The sequence below is a fragment of the Nocardioides sp. W7 genome (genome assembly GCF_022919075.1).
Lineage (GTDB): Bacteria > Actinomycetota > Actinomycetes > Propionibacteriales > Nocardioidaceae > Nocardioides.
The window spans coordinates 2,483,434-2,507,415 of sequence record NZ_CP095078.1 but is presented as its reverse complement, the minus strand read 5'-3'; the positions used below and the strand labels follow the sequence as shown (position 1 = coordinate 2,507,415).

Genomic DNA, 23,982 nt, shown 5'->3' with positions numbered 1-23,982 from the left:
GGTTCCGGGGGTGACGACCGCCACCGCCGCGCGACGCTGGCACCTGGTCACCGGGGTCGTCGCCGTGACCGCGTTGGTGCTGCAGCTGGTGCTCGTCGTGCAGGGCGGCGGGGTGCTCGACGAGCGGAGCGAGCCGGGCCTGGCGGTGCGGCTCGGGCGACTGGTCTCGTACTTCACCATCCAGAGCAACCTGCTCGTCGCCGTCGCCGCGATCACCCTCGCCCGCTACCCGTCGTACGACGGGCGGTGGTGGCGGGCCCTGCGGCTGGCCGGCCTCGTCGGCATCACGGTCACCGGGCTGGTGCACTTCGTGCTGCTGCGGCCGCTGCTCGACCTGACGGGCTGGGACTGGGCGGCCGACAAGCTGCTGCACATGGTGGTGCCGGCGCTGGTGGTCGTCGGCTGGCTGGCCTTCGGCCCGCGGCCGCGGGTCACCCTGACCGAGGTACGCCGGGCGCTCATCTGGCCGCTGCTCTGGCTGGCCTGGACCCTGGCCGTCGGCGCGCTGACCGGCTGGTACCCCTATCCGTTCCTCGACGTCGACGCCGAGGGCTGGCCGCGGGTGCTGGCGGCGGCCGCGATGGTGACCGTGCTGTTCCTCGCGCTGTTCGCGGCGGCGTACCGCATCGATCGGCACTCCCGTCCGGCACCATCCTGGGACTAGCGTGTCGTCATGACCGTCGACCCCTCCGTCCGGCCCAGCGGCACCGGCTGCGTCGAGTGCGACGACGTCGGCGGCTGGTGGGTCCACCTGCGCCGCTGCGCCCGGTGCGGGCACGTCGGCTGCTGCGACTCCTCCCCCGCCCAGCACGCCACCGCCCACTTCCGCGCGACCGGTCACCCGGTGGTGCAGAGCTTCGAGCCGGGCGAGGACTGGTTCTGGGACTACGCCAGGGAGGTCGGGGTGCTCGGCCCCGCCCTCGCCGAGCCCACGTCCCACCCGGAGGACCAGCCGACGCCCGGCCCGGCCGGGCGGGTGCCCGCGGACTGGCGCGACCTCATCCACTAGTCAGCGCAGGGTCTGGGTGAGCTCCTGGCGCTCGCCGTCGAGGACGAGCCGGCCCAGCGCGCCGTTGACCAGCGGCAGGAACGGCTGGACGTGGCCGCACTCGACGTCCAGCACCACCGGCACGCCAAGCCCTCCGAGAGCGTCCGCGACCGCGTCGGCCTGGGTCATCAACGCGGCGTCCGGGGCGCTGGTGCGACCGATGATCACGCCGCTCGCGTGCTCGAACCAGCCGGCGAGCCGGAGCCCGTGCAGCGATCGGCAGATGTCGTAGGCGCCCTGCTCGCAGGCCTCCAGGTAGACCAGCAGACCCTCGTCGGGGTGCGCGCGGCCGTACGACGCGACATCGCCGTACGGCGTCCCGGCCAGGTGGCAGACCGTCTCGATGCAGCCGCCGACCAGGCGCCCGGTCACGTCGACGGGCGCTCCGTCGAGCGAGGACCAGCCGCCCTCCCGGTCGAGGGTCATCGTGCGGACGCCGGGGTCGCCGACGTAGTCGTCCCAGCCCGTGCTGCGGTAGCGCCGGGGGCTGCGCTGGGTGAACGGCCCGGTCGCGGACGCGACGTCGAGCCAGTGCAGCAGGCCGGCCGGCGGGTCGTACGGCGTGTCCATCAGGTTGCTGCCGTGCAGCGTCGCCCAGCCGGTGCGCAGGCTCAGCGGCAGCATCACGGTGGTGAGGTCGCTGAAGCCGACCAGCCAGGTGGGCTCGGCCGCCTCCAGCGCGAACCAGTCGACCTGGTCGAGCAGGTCGATCGCGGTCTCGCCGCCCCAGGGCGGGACCACCGCGCGGATCGCCGGGTCGGTGAGCATCCGGGTCAGCTCCGCCGCGCGCTGCTCCCTCGGGGCGGAGACGACCCGCCCGGCGCCGAGGCAGTCGCCGAGCTGCACGTGGTAGCCGCGTGACTCCAGGAAGGCGACCGCCACGTCGAGCCGGGCCCGCATCCGGTCGTCCACCCCGCTGGACGGGGCGGTGACGCCGATCGTGTCGCCGGGACGGAGCGGTCGGGGGAAGCGCATGGCTCAGCCTGTCAGGGCGTCCAGCATGTCGCGAACCGTTTCCAGCCCCCGTCGTACCTCCGCGAAGGAGGTGGACAGCGGCGACAGCCCGATCCGCAGCCCGTGCGGGTCGCGATAGTCGGGGATCACGTCGCGCTCCCACAGCGCCGCGGTCACCTCGCGCATCAGGGGGTGCTCGAGGGCCACGTGACCGCCGCGCCGGGCGCTCTCGCGGGGGCTCGCGAGGGTGACACCGCGTTCGACCAGCAGCTCCCCGGCGATCTCGACGGCGTAGTCGGTCAACCCGACCGACTTGGCCCGGACCGCTTCGATGCCGGCCTCCTCGAGGAGCGCGAGCATGTCCTGCAGCGCCAGCATGCCGACGATCGGCGGGGTGCCCGACAGCATCCGGCGGATGCCCGGCGCGGGCGCGTACGACGGCCCCATCAGGAACGGGTCGCGGTGGCCCATCCAGCCCTGGATCGGCTGGGCCAGCCGGTCGTGGAGGCGCTTGCGCGCGTAGACGAACGCGGGCGAACCGGGACCGCCGTTGAGGTACTTGTACGTGCAGCCCACCGCCAGGTCGACGTCCCAGTCGTCCAGGTGGACCGGCACCGAGCCCGCCGAATGGCACAGGTCCCACAGGACGAGCGCGCCGGCGTCGTGGGCGATCCGGGTGAGGGCCGGGACGTCCGCGAGGTACGCCGACCGGTAGGCGACGTGGCTGAGCACGACGAGGGCCGTCTGCTCCCCCACGGCCGCGCGCAGCAGCTCTGCGGTGACGCCGGCCGTGGTGTCGACGTCGATCCAGCGGACACTCAGGCCGCACTCGTCGGCCACGCCCTGGGCGACGTACCGGTCGGTCGGGAAGTTGTCGCGGTCGACGACGATCTCGGTGCGGCCCGGCCGCGCCGCCACCGCCGTACGCATCGCCTTGTAGAGCAGCACCGTCGTGGAGTCGCCGACGATCGTCTGGCCGGGCCCGGCCCCGAGGCAGATCCGCCCGAGGTCGTCGCCGATCCGGGCCGGGAGGTCGAGCCAGCCCTCGTCCCAGCCCCGGATCAGCCGCCCGCCCCACTCCTGCTCGACGAACGACTTGAGGCGGTCTCCGGTGACCCGCAGCGGCCGGCCCAGGCTGTTGCCGTCGAAGTAGACCAGTGGGGTCTCGGCCCCCACGAAGCGGTCGCGGTACGCCGCCAGCGGGTCGCCGCGGTCGAGCTCGGTCGGGTCGGTCCTCACCCGGCGAAGGGTAGCGACCGGCGGTCAGCAAGCCTGTGGACAGCCGCTTTACCGGCCCGGGAAGTGTCGGTGGGCCCGGCTGGACTGGATCCATGTCAGCGATCGCCTCGCCTCCGCACCCGGTCACGGGTCTGCTGGTGCGCACCGGCGAGAACCTCGCCGCGATGCGTGACGCCTGGCTGCCGTCGCTGACCGCGGAGGAGACCGGACGAGCGCTGGTCGAGACCGACCGACTGATCTCGCAGCTGACCGAGCTACAGGCCCGCCTCGCCGCGCACGCCGACGCCGTCGACCTCGCCGGACCCACCGGCGCCACCTCCACCGCGAACTGGCTCGCGGTCCAGACCCGCCACCCACGGACCTCGACCCACCGACTGACACGACTCGCCGCAGCCGTCGACCGCGACCTGTACGCACCCGTCCGGCACGCCCTCGCCGACGGCGCCATCAACCCCGACCAGGCCCTCGTCATCACCGACGCCATCGACGCACTGCCCGACACCGTCACCGCGGAGATCCGCGACCGAGCGGTCGCGGTGCTGCTCGAGGAGGCCGCCCATCACGACGCGCGTGACCTGCGCCGCCTCGGGAAACGGATCCTCGACGTCGTCGCCCCCGAGACCGGCGAGGCCCACGAAGCCCAGCTGCTGGCCGCCGAAGAGGCTCGAGCAGCCGCGTCCGCCCGGTTGACCATGACCGAGGACGGACACGGCACCACCCACGGCCGATTCACCATCCCCACCCTGCACGGCGACCTCCTGCGCAAAGCCCTGACCGCGATCGCCGCCCCCAAGCACCAGACCGCCACCCACGGCCCCGGTCAGGGGCGCCGACCCGGGCCCGAGCGGCTCGGCCGCGCACTGTGCGAGCTGCTGGAACGCCTCCCCGCCGATCACCTGCCACAGGCCGGCGGAATGAACGCGACCCTCGTGGTCACCATGACCCTCGACGACCTGAGACGCGACACCGCCGTCGGGCAACTCGACACCGGCCACCGCCTCTCCGCCGGCGCCGTGCGCCGACTCGCATGCGAGGCCGGCATCATCCCCGCCGTCCTCGGCGCCCGGTCCGAGGTCCTCGACCTCGGACGAAAACAGCGACTCTTCAGCAAGGCCCAACGCACCGCCCTGGCCCTGCGCGACCGCGGCTGCACCGCAGACGGCTGCGACTGGCCACCGGCCCTGTGCCACGCCCACCACCACGACCCGTGGAGCCACGGCGGCCCGACCAACCTCGACAACGCCCGGCTCCTCTGCCCACGACACCACACCCGCGCCCACGACCCGACCTGGGAGACCCGACACCTGCCCGGCGGGAAGGTCGCCTTCCACCGGCGGACCTGAGTGAACGGCGCCGAGTGCACAGCGCTGAATGCACGTTGCTGGGCCCGTACTACCTGTCCTCCGGCTGACGGAGGGCGAGCCACGCCTCGAGGTCGTCAAGGGCCCTCCGCGCCATCGGGGTGGCGTGGGCGGTGAAGCCGTGCGGCGACTCGGGGTAGACCCGCAGGTCGAGGTCGACCCCTGCGGCCGACAACCTGGCGGCCATGGCCAGGTTGTCCGCCAGGAGGATGTCGGCGTCTCCGACGATCATCAGGACGGGCGGCAGGCCCGTCAGGTCGGCGTAGATCGGGGAGAGCTCCGGGTGCGTGCGGTCGGACGCGGCCCCCGCGTAGGCCTCGAGGAAGTACTCGTCCGCGATCAGGCGGCCGGCGGGAGTCTGGGCGCTGAGGTCGTAGGTGCCGAACTGCAGCACCGCGGTGTCGACCGCAGGGATCCCCCGCTCACGCAGGCGGAGGAGCGTGGTCACGGCCAGCGTGGCGCCGGCCGAGAACCCGCTGACGGCGATCGCGGTGGTTCCGAAGCGCTCCTCGGCGTTCTCGGCCAGCCACAGCGCCGCGGTCTCGCAGTCGTCGGGTGCAGCAGGCCAGGGGTGCTCGGGCGCCAGGCGATAGTCCACACTCACGACCGCGACGCCGATGGCGTCCGCGAGCTGGCGGTTGCGGAGGTCGCTTCCGGCAGCGGACCCCAGGTAGAAGCCACCACCGTGGATCTCGAGGACGACTCCCGCCGCCGGCCGGTCCACCGGGGCGTGGATGCGCACGGGGACCCGACGTCCCCCGGCGCCGACGGTCTCCTCGACCGCCGGCGGCTGGGACCGGACCGGTGCTGCGAGGCCGGAGCGGACCGCGCGAAGCTCCTCCGGGCTGCGGGGGCCGTGACCGGCCACGCGCTGCGCGTAGAACGCCCGCGACTCCTCGGCGAGTGCCACCAGGCTCGGATCGACCCGGTGCTCGGCATCGATCTTCATCGAGAGCACCGTAGGGCAATCGCGGACGACCCGTCGGTCTGATCAGGGCCGAGCGGACCCGCCCGCCCGTCCCGAGAACAGCTGGCCGACGGCGAGCCCCACCGCGACTCCGATGACGGTCTCCAGACCCCGGTCGACGAGCAGGTCCCGGGCGGGGACGGGCGAGGCGAGGTGCACCATCAGCAGCGCGAGCGGGGTGATCGCCACGAGGGCCAGCGCGTAGTTGCGGCCGACCAGCAGCTCGGCCACGACCTGCAGCGCGACCACGACGAGCACCAGGACCAGCCCCGCCGGCTCGAAGGCGAGCACGACGCCGGCGACGAGCAGGCCCAGGCCGGTGCCGACGACGCGGTGCACGCCCCGGGTCAGCTGGGCGCTGCGGGAGCGGGCGGCGAGCGGCACCACGGCGGAGACCATCGCCCAGTACGGGTGCCCGATCCCGACCCCGGTGGCCAGGGCGCCGGCGGCGAGGACGGCCAGGCCGCTGGGGAGCGCGAGGGTGCGCAACCGGCCCTCGGCCGGACCCAGGTCGGGTACGACGGGGGCCGGTCCCCCGTGCACGCGTCGCCACCACGACCCGGCGTTGCCCACCACCACCGCGAAGGCCGCGGTGGCTCCGGCGACCAGAGCCGCGGTGGCCGCGTCCGCCGGCGAGCTCGGCACCGAGGCGCAGGCGGTGAACGCGAACACCGGGAACAACGCGCCCGGCGGGTGCCACTGCCAGGTGTCGGAGGCGACCGAGGCGCCGGCGGCCACCAGCGCGGCCAGCGGCACGGCGAGCCAGGCGCGGCCGTCGTAGGTCCCGACCAGCACGCCGAGGGTGACCAGGGCCGTGAGGAGCAGGCCGAGCGCGGCCTGCATCCGCAGCCGGGATCCCCCGACCCGGGTGCGACCGTAGAGCGAGGTGAACGCGCCGAACGCGGCGTACGCCGACCAGGCCAGGTGGTCGGTCGCCAGCAGCACCAGCAGCGGGACCAGTACCGACAACCCGGCACGGGCAGCGACCCGGTGCGCGCCGTCATGGGGCCCGAGCCCCAGGAGGGAGGCGGCGAGCCTCACTGGAAGCTGACGAACCGGACGCGCGGTCGGATCGCGTGCACGTCGGCGGGGCCCATCCGGTTGACGTCCTCGTCGTAGAACAGCTTGAAGCCCATCGTGAACTGGCGCGGCTTGGCGACGGCGGTGTACGTCGCCCGCTTCTCCCGGCGGTTCCCGAAGCCGTCGACGTGCTGCACGGACGCGAGGCCGGGGCGGTTCTTGATCCGCTCGATGTCGGGCAGCATGGACGTGCGGAACTGGTGCAGCACGAACAGCTTCTCGGGCAGTCGCTCGCGCCGGACCAGGCCGGCCAGCCAGGCGGAGGTCTTGTTCACCTCGCGGGCGTGGACCCGCCCGACGACCCGACCGGGGACCTGCCCGCTCGGCATCCGCCACTCGGGGTCGAGCGCGAGCCCGACGTACGGGTCGCGCAGGGCCCACTCCCAGCGTTTGGCGACGGTCAGGAAGTCCGAGCGCCCGGGCTGGAGGTCGAGCAGCAGCAGGACCCCGTGCCTGCGGGCCGCGGCGATGTAGCGGCGCACGTCCGCGCGCTCGATGTCGTGGCTGTAGTCGCCGTCGGGGCCGGGCTGGGAGTCGGCGACGGTGACGATCAGCTCGAAGACGGGCTGGACCGGTCGCCCCGGCCGCCGGAAGGCTCGGGCGGTACGGCGTACGGCGGCCGCGGCCCGCTCGGGCGGCCGCTCCCCCAGCACGCCGAGCGCGCCCGTGCCGGCGGTGCCGTAGTGCGCGACCAGGAACCGGCGCCCCTCGAACACCCGGGTCCGGCCGCCCGGCAGCGTGGTCACCGGCTCCGCCCCGGCCTTCTCGGCCGGTTCGGCAGGAGCGGCGGGAGCAGCCGGCTCCTCGACGACCGGCGGCTCAGCGGGTGCAGGAGGCCCGGGAGGCCCGGCCGGCTCCGCCGCTGCCTGCGGCAGCCCGGGCCCGGCGGGCGTGGTCTGGTAGCCCGCGTCCCACGCGACCGCGATCAGGCCGAGCAGCACCAGGAGCAGCAGGAACAGGACCGGTCCCGTGGGCTCCGGACGACCGGGACCCGACGGCGGCGCGGTCACGACTCCTCCCGGCCCGGCACCGGGTCCTGGTCGAAGGCGGGCAGGCCGTCGATGCTGGTCCGGTTCTTCTTGACCCGGTAGGCGACCACGCCGCGGGGGCCGCGGCGCTCCATGTTCGGGGTGAGCAGGTCGCGCTCCTCGTCGAGGGTGAGCAGCGGCAGCGCGTAGCCGCACGAGTCGCTGACCCGCTCCACGTCGACCACGATCACCGCGCGGGCGGCGGGGTTCTCGGGGAAGCGGGCGGCCCAGGCGGCGAACTCGTCGTCGTACACGGTGACCACCCGGCCGCGGCCGTGCAGCCGCACCACGTTGGGCGTCCGCTCGAAGGAGCAGAACATCAGCGTGATCCGGCCGTTCTGCCGCAGGTGGGCGATCGTCTCGGCGCCGCTGGCGGTCAGGTCGAGGTAGGCGACGGTGTGCTCGTCGACGACCGCGAAGGTGTCGGCGAGGCCCTTCGGGGAGACGTTGACGTGGCCCCCGTCGCCGGACGGCGCGGTCGCCACGAAGAAGACCGGCTGCCGCTCGACGAACGCCCGCAGGCGTGCGTCGATCGCGTCGTAGGTCTTCCCCATCCCCCGCGCGCCCTCAGCTGGTGACGGCGCCGTGGGCGGCGGACTGCACGACCTTGGCGTACTTGCCGAGCACACCGCGGGTGTACTTCGGCGGGCGCGGCGTCCAGCCCTCCTGGCGGGCGGCCAGGTCGGCCTCGGAGATCTCGACCTCCAGGCTCCGGTTGAGCACGTCGAGGATGATCGGGTCGCCGTCCTGCACGAACGCGATCGGGCCGCCGTCGGAGGCCTCGGGCGCGATGTGGCCGACGCACAGGCCGGTGGTGCCGCCGGAGAACCGGCCGTCGGTGACGAGCAGGACGTCCTTGCCGAGCCCGGCGCCCTTGATGGCGCCGGTGATGGCCAGCATCTCGCGCATGCCGGGGCCGCCCTTGGGGCCCTCGTAGCGGATGACCACGACGTCGCGGGCCTGGATCTTGCCCGCCTCGAGCGCGTCCATGGCGGCGCGCTCGCCGTCGAAGACCCGGGCGGTGCCGCGGAAGACGGTGTCGTCGAAGCCGGCCGACTTCACGACCGCACCCTCGGGCGCGAGGGTGCCCTTCAGGACGGTGATCCCGCCGGTCGCGTGGATCGGCCGGTCGAGCTTGCGGATCACGTCGTCGTCGAGGGCCGGCGGGGCCAGCGCCTCGAGGTTCTCGGCCATGGTCTTGCCGGTGACGGTCAGGCAGTCACCGTGCATCAGGCCCGCGTCGAGCAGCGCCTTCATCACGACGGGGATGCCGCCGATCTTGTCGACGTCGTTCATGACGTACTTGCCGAACGGCTTCAGGTCGCCCAGGTGCGGGACCTTGTCGCCGACCCGGTTGAAGTCGTCGATGGTCAGGTCGACGTCGGCCTCGCGGGCCATCGCCAGCAGGTGCAGCACGGCGTTGGTCGAGCCGCCCAGCGCCATGACCACGGTGATGGCGTTCTCGAACGCCGGCTTCGTCATGATCTGGCGGGCGGTGATGCCCTGGCGGAGCAGGTTGACCACGGCCTCGCCGGAGCGGTGCGCGAACCCGTCGCGGCGGCGGTCGACCGCCGGCGGCGCGGCCGAGCCGGGCAGGCTCATGCCGATCGCCTCGGCGACGGAGGCCATCGTGTTGGCGGTGTACATGCCGCCACAGGCGCCCTCGCCCGGACAGATGGCCCGCTCGATCCGGTCGACCTCGGCGCGGGTGATCTTCCCGGCCAGGCAGGCGCCGACCGCCTCGAAGGCGTCGATGATCGTGACGTCGTTGCCGTCGACCGAGCCGGGCATCGTCGAGCCGGCGTAGAGGAACACGCTCGACAGGTCGAGTCGCGCGGCGGCCATCAGCATCCCGGGCAGCGACTTGTCGCAGCCGGCCAGCAGCACCGAGCCGTCGAGGCGCTCGGCCATCATCACGGTCTCGACCGAGTCGGCGATGACCTCGCGGGAGACCAGCGAGTAGTGCATGCCCTCGTGGCCCATCGAGATGCCGTCGGAGACGGAGATGGTGCCGAACTCCAGCGGGTAGCCGCCGGCCGCGTGCACGCCGTTCTTGACCGCCTTCGCGAGCCGGTCGAGGGAGAGGTTGCAGGGGGTGATCTCGTTCCAGCTCGAGGCCACGCCGATCTGGGGCTTCTCCCAGTCTTCGTCGCCCATGCCGACGGCACGGAGCATGCCGCGGGCCGCGGCCCGCTCCAGGCCGTCGGTCACGTCCCGGGAACGGGGCTTGAGATCGGGAGTGGTCGGGTGCTGCTCGCTCATGCCCACGAGCCTAATCGCGGCCCGAGCGCGGCGTAGGGCGGTCTCAGGTCCGGCGTCCCCGGCCGGCGTCCTCGGCCGGCTTTGTGCCCGAGTCGGGCTTCGGAGTGGCGGGTCTCTCAACGTCCCTGCGCGTGTGGTCTGGACGCATCGGGGGTCCGACCCCCTAGCGTGGTCTCCGTGGATCCGGTCAAGCCGCTGGCCTGGGGCGATGTCGAGGCAGCCCTGTTCGACCTCGACGGGGTGGTCACCCCGACCGCCGAGGTGCACATGCGCGCCTGGGCGGAGATGTTCAACGCGTTCCTGGAGGCGTACGCCGGTCCGGGCGATCGCACGTCGTACACCGACGCCGACTACTTCGCCCACGTCGACGGCAAGCCGCGGTACGACGGGGTCCGCGACTTCCTCGCCGCCCGCGGCATCGAGCTGCCCGAGGGCACCAGCGACGACCCGGCGAGCGCGGAGACGGTCCGCGGGCTGGGCAACCGGAAGAACGAGGCCTTCAACGAGGTGCTGGCGCGCGACGGCGTGACGGCGTACCCCGGCTCGGTCGCGCTCCTCGACCACCTGCGCGACCTCGGCATGCCGCTGGCCGTCGTCTCCTCCTCGGTCAACGCGCCGGCGGTGCTGGAGGCGGCCGGGCTGCTCGACCGGTTCCGGACGGTCGTGAGCGGCAAGGTGGCCGAGGAGCTGGGCCTGCCCGGCAAGCCGGCCCCTGACACGTTCCAGCACGCCGCCGAGGCTCTCGGCGTCCCCGCCGCCGGGGCGGTCGTGCTCGAGGACGCCGTCTCCGGCGTGCGGGCGGGAGCGGCGGGCGGGTTCGCCGCCGTCGTGGGTGTCGACCGGGGCGCGGGCGAGCAGGTGCTCCGCGACGCCGGAGCGACAGTGGTGGTCCGCGACCTCGCCGAGCTGGTCCCATGAACCCCCGCAAGGTGGGCCCCGACCCGATCGACCGGGGCCGGTTCCCGATCGACCCGTGGCGCCTGGTCGAGACCAGCTACCACCCCGACGACCTGGGCATCACCGAGACCCTGTTCACGGTCGCCAACGGCTACCTCGGAATGCGCGGCAACCCCGAGGAGGGGCGGCCGTCGTACGCCCACGGCACCTTCGTCAACGGCTTCCACGAGACCTGGCCGATCCGGCACGCCGAGGCCGCGTTCGGCTTCGCGCGCACCGGCCAGACCATCGTCAACGTGCCCGACGCGAAGGTCATGAAGATCTACATCGACGACGAGCCGCTGACCTTCGGCACCGCCGACCTGGAGTTCTACGAGCGCTCGCTGGACTTCCGCGACGGGGTGCTGCGCCGCAACCTGGTCTGGCGGACGCCGTCGGGCAAGCGGGTGCGGATCCACTCCACCCGGATGGTCTCGATGACCCAGCGGCACCTGTCGTTCCTGACGCTGGAGATCACCATGCTCACCGGCGACGCCCCGGTGGTCATCTCGTCGCAGATCATCAACCGCCAGGACGGCCGCGACGAGTACCAGGCCCCGGTGACCCCCGCCTCGGCCGCCGTGACGGTCGACCCGCGCAAGGCCGCGGCGTTCGAGGGCCGGGTGCTGCTACCCGGGCTGCACTACTCCCGCGACGACCGGATGCTGCTCGGCTACCGGTGCGCCACGTCCGGGATGACCCTCGCGGTCGCCGCCGACCACGAGCTGATCACGACCGACGAGCACGAGGTCGTGGTCAGGGGCGACGAGGACCTCGCCAAGACGGTGTTCCGGGTCAACGCCACCGAGGGCAGCACCGTCACGCTCTGCAAGACCATCGCCTACCACTCCTCGCGCGGCGTCCCGCTGCGTGAGCTCTCGGACCGGTGCGACCGCACGCTGGACCGCGCCAAGCGCCAGGGGTACCGGCACTACCTGGAGGAGCAGCGCGGCTGGTTCACCCGCTTCTGGGACTCCGCGGACGTCGAGATCGGCCCCCAGGACGGCAGCGCGAACCACAACCTGCACGCCGTCCAGCAGGCGGCGCGCTTCAACCTGTTCTCCCTCGCCCAGGCCAGCGGCCGCACCGACGGCCTCGGCGTCCCCGCGAAGGGGGTGACCGGCTCGGGCTACGAGGGCCACTACTTCTGGGACACCGAGGTCTACGTCATCCCGTTCCTGACCTACACGCTGCCCGAGGTCGCTCGCAACACCCTGCACTTCCGCTCGATGATGCTGCCCGCGGCCCGCACCCGCGCCCGAGAGATGGCCCAGAGCGGGGCGATGTACCCGTGGCGCACGATCAACGGCGAGGAGGCGTCGGCGTACTACGCGGCCGGCTCGGCGCAGGTGCACATCGACGCCGACATCGCCTACGCCCTGGTGAAGTACGTCCGCGCGACCGGCGACCGCGGCTTCATGGTCCGCGAGGGCATCGACATCCTGGTCGAGACCGCACGGATGTGGGCCGACCTCGGCTTCTGGCGCAGCAACGGCGAGCCGAGCTTCCACATCCACGGCGTGACCGGTCCCGACGAGTACACGACCGTCGTCAACAACAACCTGTTCACCAACGTGATGGCCCGCTTCAACCTCGAGCAGGCCGTCGAGGCCGTCGAGTACGTCCGCGAAGCCGATCCGGTCGAGTTCGACCGGATCCGGGCCCGGCTCGACCTCGACGGCGAGGAGGTCGAGGAGTGGCGGCGCTGCGCGGTGGGCATGTCGATCCCGTTCGACGACGGCCTCGGCATCCACCCGCAGGACGACTTCTTCCTCGACCGCGAGGTCTGGGACCTCTCGCAGACCCCGGCCGAGCTGCGACCGCTGCTGCTGCACTTCCACCCGCTGGTGATCTACCGGTTCCAGGTGCTGAAGCAGGCCGACGTGGTGCTCGCCCTGTTCCTCCAGGGCGACCGGTTCACCCAGGAGGAGAAGCGCGCCGACTTCGAGTACTACGACCCGATCACGACCGGCGACTCCACCCTGTCGGCGTGCGTGCAGTCGATCATCTCGGCCGAGGTCGGCCACCACGAGACGGCGCTGCGCTACTTCTACGAGGCGCTGTACGTCGATCTGGCCAACCTGCACGGCAACACCGTCGACGGCATGCACGTCGCCTCGTGCGGTGGCGTGTGGAGCGCGCTGGTCTCGGGCTTCGGCGGGATGCGCGACCACGGCGGCGACCTCTCCTTCGACCCGCGGCTGCCGGTCGGCTGGCCGTCCCTGTGCTACCGGCTCGCCTGGCAGGGGTCGCGGCTGGTCGTCGCGGTCACCGAGGACCAGCTGACGATCACGCTGGCGGAGCCCGCGTGCCCGGACGCCACCGTGACGCTCAGCGTGCGCGGCACGTCGTACGTCCTAAGCGCGGCCGCGCCGCTGGTGGTCGCGCTCGCCGACCAGGGCCCCCGGATGTCCGGGGTCATCAACGACCAGCCGATCACCGGTGGCGTCCGCGCCGACGGCAGCACCATCACCTCCGGCGTGCCCGACCCGATCGTGCACGAGCCCGAGACCGGCGAGCTGCCGGTCTTCCACGAGCAGGCCGCGCCGATCGGCACCCACGTCCCGCAGTGACCGGCGGAGCTCAGACCCGGGCGGCGCGCACCACCATCACGTCCGGCAGGTTGGCCACCAGCGGCCGCCAGGAGTCGCCGTCGTCGGTGGAGCCCCAGACCGCGCCGTTGCGGGCACCGACGTACAGGCCGGCGGCGTCGTGGTCGTCGGTGCACATCGCGTCGCGCATCACCCCGACGTAGAAGTAGTCGGGCAGGCCGGTGCCGAGCTCCTCCCACGACTCCCCCGCGTCGCGCGAGCGCCACACCCGGGCCCGGCCGTCGGTCGGGTAGCGGCCGAAGCCGGCGTTGAGCGGGAAGACGAAGACCGTGTCCGGCTCGTGGGGGTGTACGACGACCGGGAACCCGAAGTCGGCCGGCAGCCCGTCGGCGATCGAGACCCAGGTCGCGGCGTGGTCGTCGGAGCGGTAGACGCCCCCGTGGTTCTGCAGGAACAGCCGCTCGGGCCGGGCCGGGTGGCGGGTGACCTTGTGGACGCACTGGCCGAACTCGGGGTACTGCTGGCCCTCGGGCAGGAACTCGGCCCGGATGCCCTGGTTGCGCGGCGCCCAGGACGCGCCGCCGTCGGCGGTCTGGTAGACCCCGCCGGTCGAGATCGCCACCGTCACCGATGCTGGGTCGGTGGGGTGCGGGAGGATCGTGTGGAAGGCCTGGCCGCCGAAGCCGGCGCCCCACTCCGGGCGGTGGGGGTGCTCCCACAGCGCACGCTCGAGCTCGAAGTGGGCGCCGCCGTCGGCCGAGCGCCAGACCGCGCCGGGCTCGGTGCCGGCGTACACGACGCCGTCCTCGGCGCCGGGCACCAGCTGCCAGACCCGCTCGACGGACGCGTCCGACCCCTCGGGGAAGCGGACCGCGCCGTTGGGCGTCTCGCTCCAGGTCGCTCCCAGGTCGTCGGACCACCGGACCTGCGGGCCCAGCCAGCTCGACGACGCCCCGGCCAGCAGCCGCGGCGACGAGGATCGGGTGTCGACCAGGCAGGAGTAGACCTCCTCCATGTCGTGGTGCGGTCCGGTGAACTCCCAGTCGGTGCGGTCGTCGCCCGCCGTACCGATCCACAGCCCCTTGCGCGTGCCCACCATCAGCACCGTGCCCATCCCTGCCTCCTTCGTCGCTGACCTGACGTCGATAGGTTGACCCGGTGACCGTCCCGAAGTCATCGCCGGTCTGGTTGGTCCTGATCGGGATCCTCTCGGTGCAGTTCGGCGCCGGCATCGCCAAGAGCCTGTTCGACGAGGCCGACCCGACGGCGATCGTCTGGCTGCGGCTGACGGCGAGTGCGCTGATCATGCTCGCGATCGCCCGTCCGGCGCTCCGGGGGAAGACCCGCGAGGACTGGCTGGTCGTGCTGGCGTACGGCGCCAGTCTCGGACTGATGAACTGGGCGATCTACCAGTCCTTCCAGCGGATCCCGCTCGGGCTGGCGGTCACCATCGAGTTCGTCGGCCCGCTGACCCTCGCGGTGCTGGGCTCCCGGCGGGTCCAGGACCTGCTCTGGGTGGGCCTGGCCGCGCTCGGGGTGCTGCTGCTCGGCTTCGAGCGCACCGACCTCGACCCGGTGGGGGTGCTGTACGCGCTGCTGGCCGGCGCCGCGTGGGCGACGTACATCCTGATGAGCGCGCGGACCGGACGCCGCTGGCCCGGCTTCGACGGCCTGGTCGTGGCGAGCGTGGTCGCCATGCTGCTGCTGACGCCGCTCGCCCTGGGCCGGCACGGCGACGAGCTGGGCGACGGGCGGATCCTGCTCCTCGGCGCGCTGGTCGGGCTGCTCAGCTCGGTGATCCCCTACACCTGCGAGCTGGTCGCGCTCCGCTCGATCCGGCCGTCGGTGTTCAGCATCCTGATGAGCCTGGAGCCCGCCGTCGCGGCGCTGGCCGGCATCGTCGTACTGGCGGAGTTCCTGAGCCCGGTCCAGTGGGCGGCGATGGTCTGCGTCGTCGTCGCGAGCGTCGGGGCGACCCGCTCCGGGCAGGTGCTGGCCGAGCCGGCACCGGACTGAGCCGGCCTCCGTTCACGATCTCGTCACGTCACGGTGTCCCGTCCGACGCCCGACTGTCCTACGCTGGGGCCTCCCCCCAGCACCTGATCTCGGAGCTTCCATGTCCGTTGCCGCGCTGTCCGTCTCCGCCGTCACCCCCCTCGCCCAGCTGGTCCACCGGGCCGAGCGCCGCTTCGATCGTTGGTCGGTCGAGTCCCAGCTGCGCGCCCGCCGCAACGCCATGGTCGCCTCGACGGAGCTGGCCCAGCGCCGGGCCGAGCGCCGGGAGGTGGAGGAGTTCCTCGCCCACCGCGACCCTGCGCCCGCCCCTCGCGCGAACGAGACGCGCGCGTCCCGCTGATCGTCCCGCGCCGCCGGCGGCCCTACCATGCGGGCATGCCGTCCTCCGCTGCCCGCGTCGACTCCGGCGCCACCCTGGCATTCAGCGACGTCCTCTCCGACGACGGCACCAGGCTGCGGGCCTGGACCAACGACCCGGACGGCACCATCGAGGGCCCCACGGTCGTCCTCTGCAACGGGCTCGGGACCAGCCCGTGGACCTGGCCGGCGCTGCTGCGCCCCGGCTGCGGCGTCCGGGTCGTCTCCTGGAACCACCGCGGCACCGGGGGCTCGGACCGCCCGGTCGACGTCGACCGGGTCGGCATCGACGAGTTCGTCGAGGACGCGCTCTCGGTGATGGACCACTTCAGCATCGACCGGGCTGTGCTGATGGGCTGGTCGATGGGCGTCAACACGATGTTCGAGGTGGCCGCCGACCACCCCGAGCGGGTCACCGGCCTGTTCGCCGTCGCCGGCGTCCCGGGCGACACGTTCTCGACCATGCTCGGTCCACTGCTGCTCCCCCGGCCCGCCGCCCGGGCGCTCACCGTCGGGCTGGCGCACGGCCTGCGCCTGGGTGGCCGCGCGCTCACCCCGATCGCCGCCCGACTCCCGGTCGGCCGCCGGGCGATCGGGATGCTCTCGCACTCCGGGTTCATGTTGCCGGTCCCCCACCCCGAGCTCGCGGCCGCCGCGGTGCGCGAGTTCCTGACCACGCCGCTGGACTGGTACGCCCACCTCGCACTCCGCTCCTCCGAGCACCCTCGGGTCCCGCTGAGCCGGATCAAGGTGCCCGTCGCGTTCGTGGCGGCGTCGTACGACGTCCTGGCCGGCTCGCGCCACATGCGCACCGCCGCGGCCCGACTCGCCGACGCGACGTACGTCGAGCTGCGCGGGAGCCACTTCATCCAGATGGAGCAGCCCGACCGGGTGCACGCGCTGCTGTTGGACTTCCTCACTAGGGTCGGCTGACATGAGGCGGGCGCGCGCACTGGTCACGACCACCGTGCTCACCGCTGCCCTGCTCACCGGCTGCTCCCAGGACGGGTCCGAGGTCACCTACGACATCGAGGGCACCCCGACCGCAACGCCGACCCCGACGCCCACCTCGGCGGCCCCGAGCCCGACGGTTCCGACCGCGCCGACCACGACCGGGGAGAGCGAGACCGTCTCGAACCGCCCCCCGAAGGTGATCGAGACGATCGCGACCGGGCTGGCGGCCCCGTGGGGGCTGGACTTCCTCCCCGACGGAGACGCGATCGTCACCGAGCGCGACACCCGCCGGGTGCTGCGGATCGGCGGGGCGAAGCCGCACCGGGTCACCGAGCTCGGCACCATCGACGCCGCGGCGCCCCAGGGCGAGGCCGGGCTGCTCGGCGTCGCGGTGTCGCCGACCTTCGCCGAGGACCGGCAGGTCTACCTCTACGTCAGCACCGCCGAGGACAACCGGGTCGTCCGGGCCACCCTGCGGGGCGACCGCCTCGGCGTACCGGAGCCGGTGCTGACAGGGATCCCCAACGGCTTCCGCCACGACGGCGGCCGGCTGGAGTTCGGTCCCAACGGCTTCCTCTACGTCACCACCGGCGAGATCGGCGAACCCGACCGGGCCCAGGACCGCGACGATCTCGGCGGCAAGATCCTGCGGATCACCCCCGACGGTGACCCGGCGCCGGGCAACCCGTTCGACAGCGAGGTCTGGTCCTGGGGGCACCGCAACGTGCAGGGCCTGGCCTTCGTGGGTGACCAGCTGTGGGCCTCGGAGTTCGGCGACCAGACCTTCGACGAGCTCAACCAGATCCGCGCCGGTGCCAACTACGGCTGGCCCGAGGTCGAGGGCACCGGCGGCACCGAGCAGGGCTTCGTCGACCCGCAGGTCACCTGGAGCACCGACGACGCCTCCCCCTCCGGTCTCGCCTACGCCGGCGGCCACCTCTGGCTCGCCGCGCTGCGGGGCGAGCGGCTGTGGCGGGTCAGCCTGGTCGACGGCAAGGCGACCGATCCGCAGGCCTTCTTCGTCGGCGACTACGGCCGGATGCGCACCGTCGTCACCGCGCCCGACGGGCGGCTGTGGCTGACGACGAGCAACCGGGACGGCCGGATCGAGCCGCGACGTGGGGACGACCGGATCCTGGTCATCCGGCCCTGACGCCGTCCCCCGGCGCCTCGACGCGTCCGGTCACCGTCGCCCGCCGCGCGGCCCGACGCAGGGTCGTGAGCACGGCCGGTCCCAGGACGACGACCGCGACCGCGGTGGTGATCGCCCGGCCGGTGTCCCAGCTGCCGGTCGAGGTCAGCAGCGTGTAGACGAGGAACGTCTGCAGGTTGTCCACCACGGGCGCGCCCGGGACGTAGGCCAGCGACCCGGTGTGCCCGGGCACCTGCACGCCGAGCAGGAACGGCCAGCTCGAGAGGTTCATCAGCAGGCCGTAGAGGTACGACGCGACCACGCCGTACGCCGCCAGCATGAGGATCTCGGTCCGCCCGGTGACCCGCCGCGGGAGCAGGCCCGCGCCCAGACCGACCCAGGCCGCGCAGATCATCTGGAACGGCAACCACGGGCCGACGCCGGCGGTCATCAGCCCGGAGGCGAACAGCGACGTGCAGCCCAGGACGTAGCCGAAGCCGGGGCCGAAGACCCGGCCGGCGAGGATCAGCAGGAAGAAGACCAGCTCCACCCCCGCGGTGCCGGCCGAGATGCCGCGGAGCACCGCGTTGACGGCGCAGAGCACCCCGAGGACGGCGAGCACCCGCGGATCCAGCCCGCCCTCGCTGATCTCCGCCAGCACGACGGCGATCACGATCGGCAGCAGGGCGAGGAAGAGGAACGGCGGGTCGACCCGGGTGGTGCCCGGCTCGACCTGCACGAGCAGCGGCCAGCAGAGCATTGCGAGGCCGGCGACCGAGGCGACGACCAGGACGGCGGCCGAACGGCGCGAGAGCGCGATGGCGCCGGTCACGGGAGGCCGTCCAGGGCCGCCAGGGCCGCCACGACCTCGTCGACGCGCAGCCACGGCGCCCCGAGCACCTTGGTGATCTGCGGGGCGAAGGCCGGCGACTCCGAGATCACCCTTCGCACCGGCCCCGCGGAGACGACCTCGCCCTCGGCGAGCACCACCACGTCGTCGGCGGCCTGGGCCACGAACTCCACGTCGTGGGTGGCGACCAGCACCGCGTGCCCGTCGGCGGCGAGGTCGCGCAGGATGCGGGCGAGCACCCGCTTGGCGGCGTAGTCCAGCCCGCGCGTGGGCTCGTCGAGGAGCACCACCCGCGGCCGGGCGGCGAGCACCAGCGACAGTCCGAGCGCGAGGCGCTGCCCCTCGGAGAGGTCGCGCGGGTGCGCGTCGTCCGGGATGCCCGGCACCAGCCGGTCCAGGATCTCGCGGGTCGCCGGGCCGCCCGCGGCGCACTCCTCGGCGACGGTGTCCAGGTAGAGCAGGTCGCCCGCGGTCTGGGGCAGCAGCCCGACCAGCGCGCGCCGGTCCGCGGGCTCCAGCCGGGCCGGGTCCAGCTCGCCGGCCCGGACCGTCCCGCCCTGCCGCCGGCCGCTGCCCTGCAGCGCCCACAGCAGCGAGGACTTCCCGGAGCCGTTGCGACCCATCAGCCCGGTCACCCGGCCGGCCGGCACCTGGACGTCGACCTCGCGGAGCGCGATGGTGCGCCCGTGGACGACGCTCAGTCCGGTCGCCACCAGGCCGGGGGTGACGGCCCGCTCGACCGGCGGGACGGGCTCGGCCAGCGCCGGCAGCTCGCGGGCCCGGCGGCGGGCGTCGCGCACGCTCAGCGGCAGCGGCGACCAGCCGGCGGCCCGACCCAGCTCCACGATGGGGGGTACGACGGGCGAGGTGGCGAGCAGCTCCGCCGGATCACCGACCGCGACCCGGCCGTCGCCGGTCAGCAGGCACATCCGGTCCGCGAACGGGACCACCCGCTCCAGCCGGTGCTCGGCCAGCAGCACCGACACCCCGAGGTCGTGGACCAGCCGGGTCAGGGTCGCGAGCACCTCCTCGGCCGCGGTCGGGTCGAGCGCGGACGTGGGCTCGTCGAGGACCAGGAGCCGCGGGTGCATCGTCAGCACCGCCCCGATCGCGACCCGCTGCTGCTGGCCCCCGGAGAGCGTGCGCAGGTCCCGGTCGCGCAGGCCGGAGATGCCGAGCAGGTCGAGGGTCTCCTCGACCCGGCGCCGCATCGTGTCGGCGGGCAGGCCGAGCTGCTCCATGCCGTAGGCGAGCTCCTCCTCCACCGTGTCGGTCACGAAGCCGGCCGCGGGATCCTGGCCGACGTACCCGATCGCGTGGGCCCGCTCGCGGGGCGGCAGGCGCACGATGCTGACGCCGTCGAGGAGTAGGTCGCCGCCGAGCACGCCGCCGGAGAAGCGCGGGACGAGTCCGGTCACGACGCCGAGCAGGGTCGACTTCCCGACGCCGGTCGGTCCGGAGACGAGCACCAGCTCGCCCTCGTCGACGACCAGGTCGACGCCGTCGAGGACCCGGCGCTCGTCGTACCCGAACGTGATGCCGCGCAGCTCGATCACGCCGCCACCACCCTCGGCGGGGGCGCGATCACCGCGGCGGCGAGGCCGGCCAGGGCGCCGACCAGCGCGAGCCCGGCGACCGTGGGCACCTCGGTCAGCGGCGGGTGCGCGAGCAACGGGCTCTCCCGGCCCACCCACCAGCACGCCGCCCCCGTGGCGAGGCCGGAGAGCGCGACGCCGGTCTCGGGCCAGCGCCAGTGGTCAGGGCGGTACGTCGTCCGATCGGCGCGGCGGCCCGCGCTCCGCAGGCCGGCGGCCGCGAGCAGCACGCCCAGGACGACCATCGGGAGTGCCAGGTAGCGCGGGGCGGTCGTGTCGAGCACGGCGTAGCAGCCGATGCAGAGCCCGCACAGGCCCAGGAGCAGCAGGGCCCCCGTGGTCCGCCGGGCTCCTGGGCTGGCGCCCGAGGTGCGGCCGTAGCCGCGGGTGTCCATGCCCGCCGCCAGCGCGAGCGAGCGCTCCAGGGCGTCCTCGAGCACCGGCACCAGGGTCCGGCGGAGCCGCCCGACCCGGCGCTGGTCACCGGCGCGCAACCGCTGGGCGGCCCGGACCCGCCGGACGCTGTCGGCCAGCTGGGGCAGCACCGTGACCGCGACGACCAGGGCGGTCCCGACCTCGTAGAGCGCCGACGGCACGGATCGCAGCAGCCGCTTCGGGTTGGCCAGCGAGTTGGCGGCGCCGAGGCAGATGACGATGGCCGCGAGCCGCATCCCGTCGTACAGGCCCGCGAGCAGGCTCTCCAGGGTGACCGGGCCGAGCAGGGTGATGCCGCGGACCCAGCCGGGCAGCGGGATCCCCGGCAGGTCGAGGAGCACCGTCTCGCCGTACGACCCGCCGAACACGAGGCGGAACAGCACCCGCACCACGACGATCAGCAGGCCCAGCCACAGGTAGAGCCGGAAGGACCGGCCCCACGGCTGGTCGGAGCGGCGGGCCGCCACGACCAGCGCCGCCACCCCCACCAGGAGCAGCAGCACGAACGGGTTGGTGGTCGTCGAGGCCGCCGTCGCGAGCCCGAGCGCCCACACCCACCAGGCCAGCGGGTGCAGGTCGCGCGGGAGTCGGCCGACCCGGACGGCGGTCGTGGCGGTCACGGACCCGACGAGCCCGCGCTCCGGCGGCGGTGCACGACGACGGCACCGGTCACCCCGAGGACCGCGACGAGCATGGCCAGCACCAGCCAGGTCGGTACGCCGCCGTCCTCGGAGGTCTGCGCGGCCACCGGTGCGACCGGGTCGCGCACCACGTCCGACGGCGACGCCGTCGGGGTGTCGCTCGGCACTCCGGACGTCGTGCCAGCCGCGACGGATGCGCTCTCCGTCGGAGCTGCGGACGCGGACGCGCTCGGGCTGGCGGACGGGGATGCCGTGGACGTCGCCGAGTCGCTGGCCGTGGGCTGCGTCGTCGGCGTCCCGGGCCGGGCGCTCGGCGAGGTGCTCGGCGCCTTCGTGGGCGCCTTGGTGGCCGCCTTGGTGGCCGCCTTGGTGGGCGACTTCGTGGGCTGCTTGGTCGGCGTCTTCGTGGGCGACTTCGTCGGCGCGGGGGCCTGGTGGACGGCGGGTGCCACGCCCGGCGCCGTGGCCGAGCCGCCGCCCTGCTTCCAGGCGAAGGCGACGGAGGAGCCCGCGGGAACCTTCAGCGCGGAGGCGCCGTAGTTCGCGTAGTTCCAGCTGCCGCTCTTGCCGTCGGACCACCACAGGCCCCAGTAGGCGTCGTTCGGCGGCGTGTCCACGCACGGGTCCTGCGCGGGCTTGCCCGACACCCGGCAGACGAACCCCGGCTCGGTCTGGACGTAGGTGAGCGGGAAGCCCGCCGCCGGCAACAGCGCCGATGCCCGCTGGCCGGCACCGTCCGGCACGCAGCTGCCCTGGATCCCGCCGCCGAGCTCCTTGAAGTCGACGAGGACGCTCACCCCCGACGCCGTGCTGCAGGTGGCCGCCGCCGCGGGGGCGGCACCGGTGGCCAGGACCAGACCGGGACCCGCCGCCGCGGTCAGGGCGACCGCGGCGGCGAGCCGGCGTACGAGTCGGAGGTTCATCGGGTGACCGTGATGACCTTGCTGTTCCTGCGGTTCTTGAACTGACCCCGCACGAGCACCTTGGCTCGGCCGACCTTGGTGGCCTTGAACCGCAGGGTCTTCTTGCCCTGGGCGTTCGCCTTGCCCTGGGCGACCTTCACCCCGCGGAACGTGACGACCACGGACTCCCCCTTGGCGAGGCCGCGGACCTTGACGACGACCTTCTTGCCCCGGTGGGCCTTCTTCCCGACGGAGAACAGGACCCTCTTCGCACCGAGTCCGGTGATCGCGACGGCGTCTGTCTCGCCGCCTGCGTCGACGACCGACACGGACGTCTTGCGCGTCCTGGTGGACAGCTTCACCGACGTGCTGGCTGTGCCCGATGCGGGCAGCAGCACCCGGGTGCTCGTGCCGTTGGCGCTCACGCACAGCGTGTCGCCCGGTGCGCCCCGCAGGCCGACGGTCTGGGTCGAGCCGGCCCGGACCAGCTTCGTCGTGGCCGTCACGGCCGTGTCGCCGGCCGCGGCACCGCCCGGCGCCCAGAGCAGCGCGGGCAGCGCCTGGGTCGTGGCCCGGGTCGCGACGCTGGTGTCGACCTGGTCGAGCGCGCCCGACGCGGCGTTGGCGTAGCCGAGGTCGTCCAGCGTCACGGCGCCGGCGTCCTGGGCGGCGTACGGCGCGCAGGAGCCGGCGTTGGCGAGCTGGTGGGCCCGGACCCATCCGGCTGCCTTCGCTGCCGCGGCGGTGTTGCCGGAGACGCCGAGCGCCCAGCCGGCGAGGCCGGTGCTGTTGGCGTTGGCGCCCCACGAGCCGTCGGCCGCCTGCTGCGAGGCGAGCCACGAGGTCGCCTCCGCCAGCTCAGTGGCGGTCTCGCCCTTCTGGCCCTGCAGCATGAGCACGGTCAGCGCGGTGGTGTCGACGCTCGCGACCGGCGCAGCCGCACCGTCGCAGGTCTGGTCGGCGGCGTCCTTGGCCGGGAAGTACTCCTGGACGAAGCCCGCCTCGCACTGCTGGCCGAGCAGGAAGTCCAACGCCTCGTCGGCCTCGTCGGAGCCCGCGAGGTCGAGGGCCGCGACGGCGTACGCCTGGGTCAGCGGGCTGTTGTAGTCGTAGGGGTCCGGGTCGACCAGCCGGCCGACGATGCCGGTGTCCTCGGAGATGTTCCCCTCCAGGGCGGTGACCAGGCCGTCGATGGCGGAGCCGCTGCGCCCCTGGGCGAGCAGGTACGACGCGAGCTTGGCCCGCGACCCACCACCCGTCGCGTAGCTGCCGATGGCGCCCTGGAGCGCGTCCGTCAGCGCGGTGAGCTTCGCCGGCTGGCCGCCGACCGCGTCGAGCGCGTACGCCGCGTCGATCGTCAGGCCGTAGTCGATCGAGCTCTGGGGCGGCGTGTTCTCCGGCCAGATGTACCAGGACTTGATCAGGCCGTCCGGGCCCGGCTGCGAGGCGAGGTACGCGGCGCCGGCGGCCGCCGGCGACCGGTCGGCCCCGGCCGGGGCCGGGACGGGTCCGGCCTGGGCCGCGGGAGCTGAGACGGCGACGATGGCGGAGACCGCCAGGGCGGGGGCGGCCAACAGGCCGACCGCGCGTCGTACGGAGATGTTCATGGTTCCTTCCCGCTGCGACAGCGGGCGGGAAACGGCGGATGCCGGTTCGGCCACCCGCTGCGTTCC

General features: G+C 73.7%; 22 protein-coding genes. 9 read left to right on the top strand and 13 right to left on the bottom strand.

All coding sequences use genetic code 11. From position 1 onward, the window contains the following. Positions 1–10: 10 nt before the first annotated feature. Positions 11–664, top strand: coding sequence for a Pr6Pr family membrane protein (locus MUB56_RS11895; protein WP_244932105.1), 654 nt, complete (start codon positions 11–13; stop codon positions 662–664). 9 nt (positions 665–673) lie between these two features. Next, positions 674–1,009, top strand: a complete 336-nt coding sequence (locus MUB56_RS11890) for a UBP-type zinc finger domain-containing protein (protein WP_244932104.1) — start codon at positions 674–676, stop codon at positions 1,007–1,009. Here the strand turns inward: MUB56_RS11890 and MUB56_RS11885 are convergent, their stop codons facing one another. Continuing rightward, complete coding sequence (locus MUB56_RS11885; protein ID WP_244932103.1) at positions 1,010–2,023, bottom strand: S66 peptidase family protein; 1,014 nt, start codon at positions 2,021–2,023, stop codon at positions 1,010–1,012. A 3-nt stretch (positions 2,024–2,026) separates the two neighbouring features. Next, positions 2,027–3,241 carry an aminotransferase class V-fold PLP-dependent enzyme gene (locus tag MUB56_RS11880; RefSeq protein ID WP_244932102.1) on the bottom strand — a complete coding sequence of 405 codons (1,215 nt, stop codon included), beginning with the start codon at positions 3,239–3,241 and terminating at the stop codon, positions 2,027–2,029. A gap of 92 nt (positions 3,242–3,333) precedes the next feature. On the opposite strand from MUB56_RS11880, the gene MUB56_RS11875 reads away from it, so the two are divergent. After that, positions 3,334–4,584, top strand: coding sequence for an HNH endonuclease signature motif containing protein (locus MUB56_RS11875; protein ID WP_244932101.1), 1,251 nt, complete (start codon positions 3,334–3,336; stop codon positions 4,582–4,584). 49 nt (positions 4,585–4,633) lie between these two features. Here the strand turns inward: MUB56_RS11875 and MUB56_RS11870 are convergent, their stop codons facing one another. The 5 genes from MUB56_RS11870 to ilvD are packed head-to-tail and all read right to left on the bottom strand — an operon-like array spanning position 4,634 to position 9,939. Next, the gene (locus MUB56_RS11870; protein ID WP_244932100.1) at positions 4,634–5,551 is read right to left on the bottom strand and encodes an alpha/beta hydrolase; all 918 of its coding nucleotides are present in this window, start codon (positions 5,549–5,551) and stop codon (positions 4,634–4,636) included. A gap of 42 nt (positions 5,552–5,593) precedes the next feature. After that, positions 5,594–6,610, bottom strand: coding sequence for an FUSC family protein (locus MUB56_RS11865; RefSeq protein ID WP_244932099.1), 1,017 nt, complete (start codon positions 6,608–6,610; stop codon positions 5,594–5,596). Next, positions 6,607–7,659: a hypothetical protein gene (locus MUB56_RS11860; protein WP_244932098.1), complete on the bottom strand. Its 1,053-nt coding sequence runs from the start codon at positions 7,657–7,659 to the stop codon at positions 6,607–6,609. The genes MUB56_RS11865 and MUB56_RS11860 overlap by 4 nt, the downstream gene beginning before the upstream one ends. Further along, entirely contained in the window at positions 7,656–8,231 is a 576-nt protein-coding gene (locus tag MUB56_RS11855) for a pyridoxamine 5'-phosphate oxidase family protein (RefSeq protein ID WP_244932097.1), read from the bottom strand. Before MUB56_RS11855 ends, MUB56_RS11860 begins: the two co-directional genes overlap by 4 nt. A 13-nt stretch (positions 8,232–8,244) precedes the next feature. Further along, positions 8,245–9,939, bottom strand: a complete 1,695-nt coding sequence (ilvD, locus tag MUB56_RS11850) for a dihydroxy-acid dehydratase (RefSeq protein WP_244932096.1) — start codon at positions 9,937–9,939, stop codon at positions 8,245–8,247. 177 nt (positions 9,940–10,116) lie between these two features. Here ilvD and MUB56_RS11845 point away from each other — a divergent pair, with 177 nt between their 5' ends. Together MUB56_RS11845 and MUB56_RS11840 are read left to right on the top strand one after the other, a co-directional pair. Further along, complete coding sequence (locus MUB56_RS11845; RefSeq protein ID WP_244932095.1) at positions 10,117–10,857, top strand: beta-phosphoglucomutase family hydrolase; 741 nt, start codon at positions 10,117–10,119, stop codon at positions 10,855–10,857. Beyond that, on the top strand, positions 10,854–13,448 hold the full coding sequence (locus tag MUB56_RS11840) for a glycosyl hydrolase family 65 protein (RefSeq protein ID WP_244932094.1): 2,595 nt from the start codon (positions 10,854–10,856) through the stop codon (positions 13,446–13,448). Before MUB56_RS11845 ends, MUB56_RS11840 begins: the two co-directional genes overlap by 4 nt. A gap of 10 nt (positions 13,449–13,458) precedes the next feature. Here MUB56_RS11840 and MUB56_RS11835 read toward each other — a convergent pair whose 3' ends face one another. Next, the gene (locus tag MUB56_RS11835) at positions 13,459–14,541 is read right to left on the bottom strand and encodes an exo-alpha-sialidase (RefSeq protein ID WP_244932093.1); all 1,083 of its coding nucleotides are present in this window, start codon (positions 14,539–14,541) and stop codon (positions 13,459–13,461) included. Positions 14,542–14,585: 44 nt separating this feature from the next. Here MUB56_RS11835 and MUB56_RS11830 point away from each other — a divergent pair, with 44 nt between their 5' ends. The 4 genes from MUB56_RS11830 (at position 14,586) to MUB56_RS11815 (ending at position 17,907) form a co-directional block, all read left to right on the top strand. Beyond that, the gene (locus MUB56_RS11830) at positions 14,586–15,443 is read left to right on the top strand and encodes an EamA family transporter (RefSeq protein WP_244932092.1); all 858 of its coding nucleotides are present in this window, start codon (positions 14,586–14,588) and stop codon (positions 15,441–15,443) included. A gap of 100 nt (positions 15,444–15,543) precedes the next feature. After that, positions 15,544–15,783: a hypothetical protein gene (locus MUB56_RS11825; RefSeq protein ID WP_244932091.1), complete on the top strand. Its 240-nt coding sequence runs from the start codon at positions 15,544–15,546 to the stop codon at positions 15,781–15,783. A gap of 35 nt (positions 15,784–15,818) precedes the next feature. Then, positions 15,819–16,733 carry an alpha/beta hydrolase gene (locus MUB56_RS11820; RefSeq protein WP_244932090.1) on the top strand — a complete coding sequence of 305 codons (915 nt, stop codon included), beginning with the start codon at positions 15,819–15,821 and terminating at the stop codon, positions 16,731–16,733. 1 nt (position 16,734) lies between these two features. After that, positions 16,735–17,907 carry a PQQ-dependent sugar dehydrogenase gene (locus tag MUB56_RS11815; protein ID WP_244932089.1) on the top strand — a complete coding sequence of 391 codons (1,173 nt, stop codon included), beginning with the start codon at positions 16,735–16,737 and terminating at the stop codon, positions 17,905–17,907. Here the strand turns inward: MUB56_RS11815 and MUB56_RS11810 are convergent. From MUB56_RS11810 to MUB56_RS11790, 5 genes are read right to left on the bottom strand one after another with little or no spacing between them, the layout of a single operon-like run. Then, complete coding sequence (locus MUB56_RS11810; protein ID WP_244932088.1) at positions 17,894–18,718, bottom strand: ECF transporter S component; 825 nt, start codon at positions 18,716–18,718, stop codon at positions 17,894–17,896. The genes MUB56_RS11815 and MUB56_RS11810 overlap by 14 nt on opposite strands. Then, positions 18,715–20,292, bottom strand: coding sequence for an ABC transporter ATP-binding protein (locus tag MUB56_RS11805; RefSeq protein WP_244932087.1), 1,578 nt, complete (start codon positions 20,290–20,292; stop codon positions 18,715–18,717). Before MUB56_RS11805 ends, MUB56_RS11810 begins: the two co-directional genes overlap by 4 nt. After that, positions 20,289–21,386 (bottom strand): energy-coupling factor transporter transmembrane component T, encoded by a 1,098-nt coding sequence (locus tag MUB56_RS11800; RefSeq protein WP_244932086.1) that lies wholly within the window; start codon positions 21,384–21,386, stop codon positions 20,289–20,291. Before MUB56_RS11800 ends, MUB56_RS11805 begins: the two co-directional genes overlap by 4 nt. Beyond that, positions 21,383–22,330, bottom strand: a complete 948-nt coding sequence (locus tag MUB56_RS11795) for a hypothetical protein (protein ID WP_244932085.1) — start codon at positions 22,328–22,330, stop codon at positions 21,383–21,385. Before MUB56_RS11795 ends, MUB56_RS11800 begins: the two co-directional genes overlap by 4 nt. Beyond that, a complete protein-coding gene (locus MUB56_RS11790; protein WP_244932084.1) occupies positions 22,327–23,916 on the bottom strand; it encodes a hypothetical protein in 1,590 nt (529 codons plus the stop codon). The genes MUB56_RS11795 and MUB56_RS11790 overlap by 4 nt, the downstream gene beginning before the upstream one ends. Between the last annotated feature and the right edge of the window lie 66 nt (positions 23,917–23,982).

Excerpts from the sequence above, each read along its gene's own strand:
- MUB56_RS11890 (WP_244932104.1), top strand. The coding sequence starts at position 674 with ATGACCGTCGACCCCTCCGTCCGGCCCAGCGGCACCGGCTGCGTCGAG.
- MUB56_RS11885 (WP_244932103.1), bottom strand. The coding sequence starts at position 2,023 with ATGCGCTTCCCCCGACCGCTCCGTCCCGGCGACACGATCGGCGTCACC.
- MUB56_RS11875 (WP_244932101.1), top strand. The coding sequence starts at position 3,334 with ATGTCAGCGATCGCCTCGCCTCCGCACCCGGTCACGGGTCTGCTGGTG.
- MUB56_RS11870 (WP_244932100.1), bottom strand. The coding sequence starts at position 5,551 with ATGAAGATCGATGCCGAGCACCGGGTCGATCCGAGCCTGGTGGCACTC.
- MUB56_RS11855 (WP_244932097.1), bottom strand. The coding sequence starts at position 8,231 with ATGGGGAAGACCTACGACGCGATCGACGCACGCCTGCGGGCGTTCGTC.
- ilvD (WP_244932096.1), bottom strand. The coding sequence starts at position 9,939 with ATGAGCGAGCAGCACCCGACCACTCCCGATCTCAAGCCCCGTTCCCGG.
- MUB56_RS11840 (WP_244932094.1), top strand. The coding sequence starts at position 10,854 with ATGAACCCCCGCAAGGTGGGCCCCGACCCGATCGACCGGGGCCGGTTC.
- MUB56_RS11835 (WP_244932093.1), bottom strand. The coding sequence starts at position 14,541 with ATGGGCACGGTGCTGATGGTGGGCACGCGCAAGGGGCTGTGGATCGGT.
- MUB56_RS11825 (WP_244932091.1), top strand. The coding sequence starts at position 15,544 with ATGTCCGTTGCCGCGCTGTCCGTCTCCGCCGTCACCCCCCTCGCCCAG.
- MUB56_RS11820 (WP_244932090.1), top strand. The coding sequence starts at position 15,819 with ATGCCGTCCTCCGCTGCCCGCGTCGACTCCGGCGCCACCCTGGCATTC.
- MUB56_RS11815 (WP_244932089.1), top strand. The coding sequence starts at position 16,735 with ATGAGGCGGGCGCGCGCACTGGTCACGACCACCGTGCTCACCGCTGCC.
- MUB56_RS11795 (WP_244932085.1), bottom strand. The coding sequence starts at position 22,330 with ATGAACCTCCGACTCGTACGCCGGCTCGCCGCCGCGGTCGCCCTGACC.
- MUB56_RS11790 (WP_244932084.1), bottom strand. The coding sequence starts at position 23,916 with ATGAACATCTCCGTACGACGCGCGGTCGGCCTGTTGGCCGCCCCCGCC.